This is a genomic window from Halothiobacillus neapolitanus c2 (genome assembly GCF_000024765.1).
Classification (GTDB): domain Bacteria; phylum Pseudomonadota; class Gammaproteobacteria; order Halothiobacillales; family Halothiobacillaceae; genus Halothiobacillus; species Halothiobacillus neapolitanus.
Genome location: NC_013422.1, coordinates 1,203,086 through 1,214,972 on the forward strand (window position 1 = coordinate 1,203,086; position 11,887 = coordinate 1,214,972).

Sequence of the window (11,887 nt, forward strand, 5' to 3'; positions counted from 1 at the left end):
CTGCCGTGGTGACGCTTACAGCGACAATTCGCGTTTTGGCGCGGTTTTGTAGTGGGTGACGTACATCATCAAACCGACGAACAGCAGGCCACCAACCAGATTGCCCAGCGCAGTCGGCAATTCATTCCACAACAGGTAGTCACCGAAGGTGAAATCGCCGCCCATAATCAGCGCGAACGGGAATAGGAACATGTTCACCACCGAGTGCTCGAAACCCATGTAGAAGAACAGCATGATCGGCATCCACATGGCAAAAATCTTGCCGATGGCCGAGGTCGAGAGCATCGCGGCGGCTACGCCGGTCGAGACCATCCAGTTGCACAGAATCCCGCGGACGAAGATGGTGAACCAGCCCATGATGCCGTGTGATTCATAGCCCAAGGTGCGCGTCATACCGATGTGCCCCACCTTTTCTGCCACGGCCCCAGCGCTCACGGTAAAACCGAAGGTAAGAATAAAGGCCATCATGAAAGCGACCGTGACTGCACCGGCAAAGTTCCCTATGAACACCAGCCCCCAGTTGCGCAGCACTTGATTGACGGTCACGCCGCGGCGCTTATCAAGCAAGGCCAGCGGCACCAGCATGAACACGCCGGTGAGCAAATCAAAACCCAGCAGATAAAGCAGAATAAATCCGACCGGGAACAGGATTGCGCCCGTCAACGGTGAACCGGTGTTGATCGTAACGGTGATGGCGAACATGGCGGCCAGACCCAAAATGGCACCGGCCATGTAGGCACGGATCAGGGTATCGCGGGTGGAAAGGAGAACCTTGGATTCACCCGCATCGACCATGGCTTTGGCCAGATCGTTCGGTTTGACGTAATCGGTGGACATTTGCTCGGACATGATGCGTACCTCAATGACTGAAAAATCAGTAACAGAAAAACAGGACAATTAAACGAAGCATCAGACTCTTCCTTAATTTACTTTTAATGGTTATTTCGTCAGGCGGCATTCGCCATACCGCACAGTGCGCGGTGTTGTACCGGCGGTAAAAAGGCCGCGTCAGCGTCGCTGTGCCCCTCGAACCAGGCGAGGCTATCGTGCAACTGCACCACGTCGCCGACAATCAACAGCGATGGCGATTGCGCATCGGCCAATAGCGTTGGCAGCGTGCTCAACGTGCCGCGCAGCACGCGTTGGCGGGCGGTGGTGCCGTGCTCGACCAGTGCGGCGGGGTAATCTGCGGGCAGGCCATGGGCTTGTAGTTGGCTGCAAATTTCAGCGGTTGCTGTTAGCCCCATGTAAAAGACCAGCGTTTCGTGGCCATGTGCGAGATGAGCCCAATCCAGGCTCAGCTTGCCGTCTTTGGTGTGCCCGGTGATAAAGCGCACGGACTGCGCATAATCGCGATGGGTCAGCGGAATGCCGGCATACGAGGCGCACCCGCTGGCGGCGGTAATGCCCGGCACGACTTCGTATGGGATGCCTGCCGCAGCCAATTGCTGAATTTCTTCACCACCACGCCCGAAAATGAATGGGTCGCCACCTTTCAAGCGGGCCACGACCTTGCCCTGCTGCGCCAGTTCGACCAGCAATTGCGAGATCTGCTCCTGCGGCACGCTGTGCGCCTCGCGGCATTTGCCGACATAACGGCGCTGGGCATCCCGGCGCGCCAGATCGACAATGGCGGGCGCGACCAATCGGTCGTAAATCACCACATCGGCTTCCTGTAGGCGTTGCAACGCGCGAAATGTCATTAAATCCGGTTCACCCGGGCCCGCGCCAATCAAATACACGCGGCCTTGTGCGGGTGTTGCGGCATTTTGTTGCAAGGTTTGCTCAAACAAGCGATCGGCTTCGTCGGTTTTTCCTCGTGCCAGCGTGCTCGGCAGCAGCCCGGTCAGGATTTTTTCCCAGAACAACCGGCGATCACCCACTTGAGGTAACACCGCTTGCACGGCGGCACGGCGCTCACCCATGAATGCTGCGAGTTTGCCGATGCTGTGCGGCAGGAGCGATTCGATTTTGGCGCGAATCCAGCGCGCCAACACCGGGCTTTTGCCTGCGCTGGAAACGGCCACGGTGATCGGGTCGCGATCGATAATGGCCGGCACGATGAAACTGCACAGCGCGGGGCTATCGACCACATTCACCGGAATCTGTCGCGCCTTGGCGCCTGCGGCCACGGCTGCATTGACGGCCTCGTCGTCGGTGGCAGAAATCACCAGACCACAGCCATCGAGATGATGTAGTTCAAATGAAGCGGGGATATAGGAAATACGCGCACCGTCGATCTGCGCCCGGATTTCCTCACTGCATTCGGGGGAAACGATGCGAACGGTCGCACCGGCAGATTTCAACAGGGCGAGCTTGCGCGCGGCCACTTCCCCTGCGCCCACGAGCAGGCAGGTTTGCTGTTGAACATCGAGAAAAATCGGTAAGTAACGCATGATCTCAGTCCTCAATAGATGCTTGGGCAGGGGATGTTGCCGATTCGGCGGATGGCGGGTTCTGGGCAATCAATGCCTTGAGTTCCGGCAGGCAGGAGCCGCAATTGGTGCCTGCCTCGGTACACGCGCCCAAAGCTTTGGCATCGGTGATGTGGTGTTGCTCGATTGCTTCGATCAGAGTGTTGCGCCCCAAGCTAAAGCAGGCGCAGATGATCGGCCCGACATCGGCTTGCGCCCCGGCAGGCTTGCCTGCGATTAAATCGGCCCGTTGTGCTGCATCGAGCGTGGGTTCTGCAAACAGGCCAAGCAACCATTGGGTTTCGACCGCACGGCTATCGCGAGTGATATGCAGCACCCAATCGAGTTGCCCTTGGGTTATCTGTGCGATGCGATAACGCCCCGTGGCCGAATCGGCAAATTCAATCCATTCACGGTCGATGACCGCATCGGTTTCAAGGGCGTTTTTTTGTTGATTAAGCGTGGTTTTTGCCCAATCCATCCAATTACTGGGCGCGGCCACACCAGCCAGTTCGTAGCGGGTAGCGGTGGTCGCTGTGATCTTGATGGCGTAATCGCCGGGCAATTGCTTGAGTTCGGGAACGGGCAGGCCCTCGCGAATCAAGACGAATCCGAACCACTCGGCGGGATAGTGCTCGACCCAGACCGATTGGGTTTTAAATTCCGGCTGTCCGGAAATCGGATCAATAATCGGTGCGATCAACGCATTGACCAAACCATCGCGGCTAAATGCATCACTCCAGTGCATGGGCACGAACACGCTGCCCTGGCGTTGATGCTCGTCCAAGACCACGCGCGTCATTAATTGCCCGCGTGTGTTGCCCACCCGGGCGATCTGGTGGCCCCGCAGCTTGTAGCGCGCTGCGTCCATCGGGTGAATCGTGAGGGTGGGTTCGCCGACATGGTTGAGCAGTTTGGGCACGGCACCCGTGCGGCTCATGCCGTGCCATTGGTCACGCAGACGGCCGGTATTCAGGCGCAGGGGATATAGCGGCGTCAACGCCGATGGCGCACCCTGTGCGGTGATGGGCAGCATTCTGGCGCGCCGGTTTTGCGTAAAAAAACGGCCATCGCTGAATGGTTCAATCGGCGCATGGCAAGCCGGTTGTGGCCAGCGCGTCGGGGGCAGCTCGTTGTATTGCGCCTCGCTGAGTTGCGTGAATGCGCCCAAGTCAAGATCCCGGCTGCCGTTGTTTTCAAACGCCGTGAGCGCGGCATATTCGCGGAAAATCGCAGCGGCATCGGCGAAATCAAAGGCGGTGCCAAAACCAAGTCGTTCTGCAACTGCGCACAGCGCCTGCCAGTCGTGGCGAGATTCGCCGACTGGCGGATACAGCGGGCGCTGACGAGAAATTCGACGCTCGGAGTTGGTCACCGTGCCATCACGCTCACCCCAAGTCGTGGCGGGCAACAAAATGTCTGCGTACTGAGCGGTATCGGTATTGGCCACGCATTCGGAGAGCACAACCAAGGGGCAGTGTGCCAGCGCCGCGCGCACGGCATGGCTATCGGGCAGGCTAAACACGGGATTGGTCGCGATAATCCACAGGGCCTTGATTTGTCCGGTTCCTGCGGCGGCAAATAAGTCCACGGCTTTCAAACCGGGTTTTTGCGCGACATTTTCGCTGCCCCAAAATCGGCTGACGCGGTCGATGGCTTCTGGGGTAAATCCTTGGTGCGCTGCCAGCATATTAGCCAGCCCGCCGACTTCACGCCCACCCATCGCATTGGGTTGGCCTGTGATGGAAAACGGCCCCATTGCCGGCTTGCCGATGCGTCCTGTCGCCAGATGACAGTTGATCAGGGCGTTGCCCTTGTCCGTGCCGCTGGCCGATTGGTTCATGCCCTGCGACCAGAGCGATACCGTGCGCTCATGGGCAATAAACCAACCGTAAAATTGCTCCAACTGCGCCCGTGAGAGGCCACAGCGTTGCGCCAGAATATCCGGATCGCCCGCATCGGCGCGGGCGGCGGCCAAGCTGGCTTCAAAGCCATCGACCGAGGCGGCGATAAAGTCGTGATCAATTTTGCCGGCATCGGCCAGTGCGACCAGCAGGCCATTGAACAGCAGGGCATCGGCACCGGGGGCAATGGGCAGGTGCAGGTCGGCAATGTCGCAAGTCGCTGTTTTGCGCGGATCGATCACTACGAATTTCATGTTCGGCCGGCGTTCTTTGGCCGCCACCAGGCGCTGGTAAATCACAGGGTGGGCGTAGGCGGTATTCGACCCCGACAGCACGACCAAATCGGCATTTTCCAAGTCTTCGTAGGACACCGGCACGGTGTCGCTGCCAAAAGCACGGTTGTAAGCGGCGACGGCAGAGGACATGCACAGACGCGAGTTGGTATCGATATTCGCGCTGCCGATAAAGCCTTTCATCAACTTGTTGGCAACATAATAATCTTCGGTCAGGATTTGACCGGAGACATAAATACCGACCGAATCCGGGCCAAATTCATCGATGGCGGCCCGAAAACCATCGGCCACGCGATCAATGGCGTGATCCCAGGAAATACGCTGCAATCCACCATCGGCTATGCGTTGCAGGGGCGTCATCAGGCGATTGGGTAAGGAGACGGTTTCGGCCAACGAAGCGCCCTTCGAGCAAAGCCGCCCAAAATTGGCAGGATGCTCGCCATCGCCACGCACCGACCATTCGCCCGCCGTATTTTGTTCAGCCAGCACGCCGCAGCCAACGCCGCAGTAGGGGCAGGTCGTTTTGATGACGGCTTCAAGGGGCTTCATCGTTCAGGCCGTCGCCGCGGGTGCCAGGGCATCGAGGTGTTGTACTTCTATTTGAATGATGCCGTCGGCCACCCGCACCGGATAGTTGGGCGTGCAGCCCTCATCCGGCGCCATGGCCGTGCCTTTATCCAGCGTGATGACCCAGCCGTGTAACGGGCAGGTGACTTTTCGATCATGCACGATGCCTTGTGAAAGTGGCCCTTGTTTGTGTGGGCAGCGATCTTCCAGCGCAAACACTTCGTCGGTTTGCGTGCGAAAAATCGCAATGGGCGTGCCATGCAAACGCACGACTTTTGCGCCCAGACGGGGAATGTCGGCCAGTGTGCCAACGGTATACCAGGTGCTTTTCATGTTGTCTGTTCTCACGCTGTTTCTCCTCACGCCAGAACCAGCGGTTCGGCAAATTCATGCGCGTCTTTGCCTTCGGCGCGTTCAACCCATGGGTCGATTTGTGAAAACTGCTGGGAGTGGATAAACCGTTCAGCCAGTTCTTTGCGACCGGCCGGGTCTTCAATTAAACGGCGTTGGATGTAGGGCAGGCCGACGCGCTCAATCCACGGCGCGGTGCGATCGAGGTAATGCGCTTCTTCGCGATACATCTGGATGAAGGCTTGGGTGTATTCGACCACTTCATCTTCGGTGGACACCTTGCAGAGAAAATCGGTCACGCGCACCTTGATGCCCGCATTGCCGCCGACATGCAGCTCGAAACCGGAATCCACACAGACTATGCCGAGGTCTTTCACTGTGGCTTCGGCGCAATTACGCGGGCAGCCGGAAACGGCAATCTTGAATTTATGCGGCATCCAGGAACCCCAAGTGAGCCGCTCTAAGCGAATGCCCAGCGCGGTGGAATCCTGCGTACCGAAGCGGCACCATTCCTTACCGACGCAGGTTTTCACGGTGCGCAGCGCCTTGCCGTATCCGTGACCTGAGACAAACCCGGCGGCACTTAAATCACGCCAAACATGGGGTAGTTGCTCTTTTTTTACGCCCAGCAAATCCAGTCGTTGCCCGCCGGTGAATTTCACCGTGGGGATTTCGTAGCGCTCGGCGACTTCGGCAATGGCTTTGAGTTCAGACGGCGAGGTAACCCCGCCCCAGATGCGAGGAATGACCGAATAGGTGCCGTCCTTTTGGATGTTGGCGTGGACGCGCTCGTTGATGAAACGCGATTGCGCGTCATCTTGGTAGGTATCGGGCCAGGCACAGAGCAGGTAGTAGTTCAGCGCCGGGCGGCACTTGGCGCAGCCGTCTTCGGTTTTCCAGGAAAATTGATCGAACACCGCGCGAATGGTTTTGAGTTCGTGGCGGATGATGCCGGTGCGAACTTCATCGTGCGTGGCATCGGTGCAGCCGCACATGGGCTTGACCGAGGGCGCGGCGGAGTAATCGCCGCCGAGGGTCGAAGCCAGTAAATCTTCAACCAGGCCCGTGCATGAACCGCAGGACGCTGACGCCTTGGTGCGCGCCCGCACCTCATCGAGCGTGAAGAGTTTATGTTCCTTGATGGCCTTGACCACATCCCCCTTGCACACGCCGTTACAGCCGCAAATTTCGGCAGAATCGGGCAGGCTGGCAACCCGCGCTTTCGCCCCGTGGCCCGCATCGCCGACATGCGCTTGACCAAACAATAGATGATCGCGCAGGGCCGTTACATCGGTCTTGTCGCGCATGAGCTGGAAATACCATGCGCCGTCCATGGTGTCGCCCACCATGACCGCGCCCTCAATCATGTTGTTGTTCAGAATGAGTTTTTTATAAACGCCCCGTGTGGCATCGGCCAACACCATTTCTTCGTGGTGGGGCTTGGCTTGAATTTCTCCGGCGGAGAACACGTCCACGCCGGTGACCTTGAGTTTGGTCGAGGTCATCGAGCCGGTATATTTTGCAATGCCGTACAGCGCCAAATGATTCGCGCAGACCTTCGCCTGCTCGAACAACGGGGCAACCAGGCCATAGCATTCCTTGCGATGCTGCACGCATTCGCCGACCGCGTAGATCTTCGGATCATAGGTTTGCAGGGTGTCATCGACCACGATGCCGTTTTCGCAATAAATGCGGCTATTGAGCGCCACATCGATATTCGGGCGAATCCCCGCGGCCATCACCACCAGATCTGCGGGCAGTTCGGTGCCATCTTTGAGCCGAACGGATTCGACCCGATCCGTACCGTGCAGCGAGGCGGTATGCGCATTCAGGCGGATGCTGATGCCGCGGTCTTCCAGAGTTTTTTCCAGAATACGACCCGCCACGCCGTCGAGCTGGCGATCCATTACATTGCCGTTGCGATGCAGAACAGTGACACTCATGCCGTGGGAAACCAGCCCGGCAGCGGCTTCCAAGCCGAGCAGACCGCCGCCAATTACCACCGCATGACCGCCTTCGCGACACACGGCCAACATGGTGTCCACATCGGCAATGCTGCGGAATCCCACCACGCCCGGCAGATCAGCACCGGGCAGGGGCGGAATGAACGCCCGCGACCCAGTCGCGATCAACACTCGATCATACGGATGCGCCTGACCATCTTGCGTGATGACTTCGAGCTTTTTACGCTCGATTCGCTCGACTCGAACCCCTTTATGCAGGGTGATGCCGTGTTCTGCATACCAGTTCTCATCGTTAAGGATGATGTCTGGAATCGTCTGCTCCTTGGCTAAAACCGGCGAGAGCATAATGCGGTTGTAGTTGGTATAGGGCTCATCACCGAAAACCGTGATGTCATACAGGTCAGGTTTGAGTTTCAACAACTCTTCGACGGTGCGCATACCGGCCATGCCGTTTCCGATCACAATCAGGCGGGGGCGAATCATTTTTTCTGCTCCAAATAAATAAGGCGTCCTTCTTGTCATTCACGGATTATTCCGATCAGGACAGGAAAGACGCCTTTGTCTTGTAGTCATCAAACTGCGTTGAGTTCTTTCTTGGTGTTAAGCACAGTGTGTGCCAAGTTTTTATTTAATATAAATCATTAAGTTATATTTTAAGCCTGGCGGGCTATGCACCAAGATAAAGCAATTCTGTGTATTTTTGATTCAATCTGGGGCGGGTTGTTGCTGTCTTATTTGCGGATATTTGGCTGTGTTCGTGCGTCGTGTTTGATCCGAGGATTTGCACCTGATGCTTCTATAAATTCTGCGCACGATGCGGAAGGCTTTTTTGCTATATCACGAGGCAATTTTGCTTGAGTCATGGGCAAACATGGTGCATTTCGGGCGCATGGCGGATATCAAATATATTTATCCTATTGAAATATATGGAAAATAGTTTTTGGCATGGCTCGTGCTTAAAACTTTTCACCAAGCCACCGTTGGTTTGAATTTACGTTGACGAGCAATGGCGCTCACAGATCTTAAGGTTCTGTGGGCGTTTTTTTTGCCTTGAATTGGGCACTTTTGAGAGGAACCAAGTGATGACACAGGATAAATTCAATGCGCAGCAATCAATCTCTCCGATAAACAAGGCGACCACAGCCGATGTCCCGCAGGTCAGTCGGCGGCGATTCATGGCCTCGGCCGTGGCCTTGGCTGTTGGTGCCGTTCTCGGTCGTAGCGCATTCTCTGATGCGATGGCGGCGGATAGCGTTGGCCCAGCAGAAAAACCGCAGTTGACGCTTGGTTTCATCAAACTGACCGACATGGCGCCGCTGGCGATTGCCTATGAGAAAGGCTTCTTTCAGGATGAAGGTTTGTTTGTTTCACTTCAGGCACAGGCGAACTGGAAGGTATTGCTCGATGGTGTGATCGGTGGTTCGCTGGACGGGGCGCACATGCTGGCCGGTCAGCCACTGGCCGCGACCATCGGTTTTGGCTCCAAGGCTCATCTGGTCACGCCGTTTTCCATGGATTTGAACGGCAACGCGATCACGGTATCCAATTCCGTCTGGAAGCAGATGCTGCCGAATTTGCCCAAGATGGCCGATGGCAAGCCGGTTCATCCGATCAGCGCGTCGTACCTCAAACCCATCGTTGAAGATTACGAAAAAGAAGGCAAGCCCTTCAAAATGGGTATGGTGTTCCCCGTATCTACGCACAATTATTACTTGCGCTACTGGCTGGCGGCGGGCGGGTTGAACCCAGGCTTTTACGATCCGGCGCATGGCGATACGAATGGGCAGATCGATGCGCAGGTGTTGCTCTCGGTGACGCCGCCGCCGCAAATGCCTTCTACCCTGCAAGCAGGCACGATTGACGGTTACTGCGTGGGCGAGCCTTGGAACGAGCAGGCCATCATGAAGGGCATCGGCGTGCCGATCATCACCGATTTGGAAATCTGGAAGAACAACCCTGAAAAAGTGTTTGGTCTCACCGCCGAATTCACCAAAAAATACCCAAACACCACCATTCGTCTGGTCAAGGCGCTGATTCGTGCTGGGCATTGGCTGGATGAAAACAACAACGCGAACCGGAAAGAAGCGGTGAAAATTCTCGCTAAATCACAATATGTCGGCGCGGATGCCGATGTGATTGCCAAGTCGATGACCGGTACCTTTGAGTTCGACAAAGGCGATATTCGTCCCGTACCGGATTTCAACGTGTTTTTCCGTGACAACGCCACTTATCCCTTCTACTCCGACGCGATTTGGTTCTTAACCCAGATGCGCCGCTGGGGGCAGATTGGTGAGGAGAAGCCAGACCAGTGGTACTTCGATACGGCCAAATCAGTATATAAGCCGGATATTTATCAAAAAGCCGCGCTGGCTTTGATTGCCGAGGGCAAATTCAAATCATCACAATTCCCTGATTTTGCGACGGAAACCGGCTTCAAACCTGTGACCGATACGTTCATCGACAAAGTGTCGTACAACGGTCATAAGCCGAATGATTATCTGGCCCAATTCAAAATTGGCCTCAAGGGTAATGAGATGCCCAAGGTAGGTGGCGTGTGAGTACCAGTAAATTCACTTTGGATGGTGCCTTGTTCCGCAAGGTGGCTAGAGCGGTTGGCTTGCCGGTCGTAGGCATCGCTGTGTTTCTTGTGTTCTGGGCCGTGGTGGCCGATCACATTCACACGTCGCTGGGCACGTTCCCAGGGCCGGAGGCGGTGGCCGTGCAATCTGAAAACCTTTATCAGGATTATCAGCAGGCTCAGGTGAAAAAAGCGCAGTTTTACCAGATGCAAGAAGAGCGCAATGCCAAATTGGTGGCAGAAAACCCAAACTACAAGGCGGTGATTTACCCGTACACGGGGCAACCGACGTTCGTCAGCCAGATTGGAACCAGTTTGGTTACCGTGCTTTCGGGCTTTATTCTGGCCTCTTTAATCGCGATACCGTTGGGCATAGCGATTGGTTTGTCATCCAGCCTGCACGCGGCGGTGAACCCCATCATCCAGATTCTCCGACCCGTTTCGCCTCTGGCCTGGCTGCCGTTGGTCACCATCGTGGTGAGTGCGCTGTATGCCAGCAACGATCCGATGTTCTCGAAATCCTATCTGGTGTCGATGATCACGGTACTACTGTGCTGCCTGTGGCCGACAATCATCAATACCGCTGTGGGTGTAGCAGCCATTTCGCAAGATTTGACCAATGTGTCGCGCGTGTTGCGCCTGAACTGGTGGACGCATGTGCGCAAAATCGTGGTGCCTTCAGCTTTGCCGATGATGTTTACCGGCCTGCGTCTGTCTTTGAGCATCGCTTGGATGGTGTTGATTGCCGCTGAGATGCTGGCGCAGAACCCGGGGCTGGGCAAGTTCGTATGGGATGAGTTCCAGAACGGGTCTTCCGATTCCCTGAGCCGGATTATGGTGGCGGTGGTTGTGATCGGCCTCATCGGCTTCATGCTCGATCGCACCATGTTGCTGCTGCAGCGCTGGATTTCCTGGGACAAGAAATCAGTTTTGCGCTGATTGATCGTTGATTAAATAAGGGTTTTATAATGAATCAAACGGCATATCTGGAAATCAGTCAGGTTTCGATCGCCTTCCCAACACCCACGGGCCCGTTTCTGGCGCTCAATGGTGTGGATCTGAAAATTGCCAAAGGCGAATTTGTTTCACTAATTGGTCACTCCGGTTGCGGCAAATCCACGGTGCTCAATATTGTGGCGGGGCTTTATCAGGCCACTCAGGGCGGGGTGATTTTGCAAGGTCGCGAGGTGACTGAGCCCGGCCCCGAGCGGGCCGTGGTATTCCAAAACCACTCGTTGCTGCCCTGGCTGACTGCTTATGAAAACGTCGAACTGGCCGTCAAACAGGTGTTCAAAGGCAAAAAATCCAAATCGGAAATGCGCGAATGGATCGAGCACAATATGAAACTGGTGCACATGGATCACGCCATGCATAAACGTCCAGATGAGATTTCGGGCGGCATGAAGCAGCGAGTCGGTATCGCCCGGGCGCTGGCCATGCAGCCGAAAGTGATGCTGATGGATGAACCGTTCGGCGCGCTCGATGCACTCACCCGTGCCCACTTGCAGGATTCGTTAATGGAAATTCAGGCCGATCTGAAAAACACGGTCATCATGATCACGCACGATGTCGACGAGGCCGTGCTCTTATCTGATCGCATTGTGATGATGACCAACGGCCCGGCGGCCACCGTGGGTGAAATTTTGACTATAGATTTACCGCGGCCTCGTGACCGTTTAGTCTTGGCAGACAATCCCACCTATAACCATTATCGACATGAAGTGCTCAAGTTCTTGTATGAAAAACAACGAAAGGTCGCTCATTAATCCGCCCATAAGCGGTGATCCAATCACTTGTGAAAACCATCAGGATGACG

The 11,887-nt window shown here is 56.0% G+C and carries 8 protein-coding genes; 3 read left to right on the forward strand and 5 right to left on the reverse strand.

Annotation, left to right across the window (positions count from 1 at the left end; all coding sequences use genetic code 11):
• Positions 1–15 precede the first annotated feature (15 nt).
• From HNEAP_RS05575 to nirB, 5 genes are all read right to left on the reverse strand, one after another.
• The gene (locus tag HNEAP_RS05575; protein ID WP_012823982.1) at positions 16–849 is read right to left on the reverse strand and encodes a formate/nitrite transporter family protein; all 834 of its coding nucleotides are present in this window, start codon (positions 847–849) and stop codon (positions 16–18) included.
• A gap of 98 nt (positions 850–947) precedes the next feature.
• Positions 948–2,396 (reverse strand): siroheme synthase CysG, encoded by a 1,449-nt coding sequence (gene cysG / locus HNEAP_RS05580; RefSeq protein WP_012823983.1) that lies wholly within the window; start codon positions 2,394–2,396, stop codon positions 948–950.
• A 4-nt stretch (positions 2,397–2,400) separates the two neighbouring features.
• The gene (locus tag HNEAP_RS05585) at positions 2,401–5,160 is read right to left on the reverse strand and encodes a nitrate reductase (RefSeq protein WP_012823984.1); all 2,760 of its coding nucleotides are present in this window, start codon (positions 5,158–5,160) and stop codon (positions 2,401–2,403) included.
• Positions 5,161–5,163: 3 nt separating this feature from the next.
• Positions 5,164–5,511, reverse strand: a complete 348-nt coding sequence (nirD, locus tag HNEAP_RS05590; RefSeq protein WP_041600381.1) for a nitrite reductase small subunit NirD — start codon at positions 5,509–5,511, stop codon at positions 5,164–5,166.
• Positions 5,512–5,537: 26 nt separating this feature from the next.
• Positions 5,538–7,976 (reverse strand): nitrite reductase large subunit NirB, encoded by a 2,439-nt coding sequence (nirB, locus tag HNEAP_RS05595; protein WP_012823986.1) that lies wholly within the window; start codon positions 7,974–7,976, stop codon positions 5,538–5,540.
• A 599-nt stretch (positions 7,977–8,575) separates the two neighbouring features.
• On the opposite strand from nirB, the gene HNEAP_RS05600 reads away from it, so the two are divergent.
• The 3 genes from HNEAP_RS05600 to HNEAP_RS05610 are packed head-to-tail and all read left to right on the forward strand — an operon-like array spanning position 8,576 to position 11,837.
• Complete coding sequence (locus tag HNEAP_RS05600) at positions 8,576–10,051, forward strand: CmpA/NrtA family ABC transporter substrate-binding protein (RefSeq protein ID WP_012823987.1); 1,476 nt, start codon at positions 8,576–8,578, stop codon at positions 10,049–10,051.
• Positions 10,048–11,010: an ABC transporter permease gene (locus HNEAP_RS05605; RefSeq protein ID WP_012823988.1), complete on the forward strand. Its 963-nt coding sequence runs from the start codon at positions 10,048–10,050 to the stop codon at positions 11,008–11,010. Before HNEAP_RS05600 ends, HNEAP_RS05605 begins: the two co-directional genes overlap by 4 nt.
• Before the next feature lie 29 nt (positions 11,011–11,039).
• Positions 11,040–11,837 (forward strand): ABC transporter ATP-binding protein, encoded by a 798-nt coding sequence (locus tag HNEAP_RS05610; protein WP_012823989.1) that lies wholly within the window; start codon positions 11,040–11,042, stop codon positions 11,835–11,837.
• The last annotated feature ends 50 nt before the right edge of the window (positions 11,838–11,887 follow it).

Excerpts from the sequence above, each read along its gene's own strand:
- nirB (WP_012823986.1), bottom strand. The coding sequence starts at position 7,976 with ATGATTCGCCCCCGCCTGATTGTGATCGGAAACGGCATGGCCGGTATG.
- HNEAP_RS05585 (WP_012823984.1), bottom strand. The coding sequence starts at position 5,160 with ATGAAGCCCCTTGAAGCCGTCATCAAAACGACCTGCCCCTACTGCGGC.
- cysG (WP_012823983.1), bottom strand. The coding sequence starts at position 2,396 with ATGCGTTACTTACCGATTTTTCTCGATGTTCAACAGCAAACCTGCCTG.
- nirD (WP_041600381.1), bottom strand. The coding sequence starts at position 5,511 with ATGAAAAGCACCTGGTATACCGTTGGCACACTGGCCGACATTCCCCGT.
- HNEAP_RS05600 (WP_012823987.1), top strand. The coding sequence starts at position 8,576 with ATGACACAGGATAAATTCAATGCGCAGCAATCAATCTCTCCGATAAAC.
- HNEAP_RS05610 (WP_012823989.1), top strand. The coding sequence starts at position 11,040 with ATGAATCAAACGGCATATCTGGAAATCAGTCAGGTTTCGATCGCCTTC.
- HNEAP_RS05575 (WP_012823982.1), bottom strand. The coding sequence starts at position 849 with ATGTCCGAGCAAATGTCCACCGATTACGTCAAACCGAACGATCTGGCC.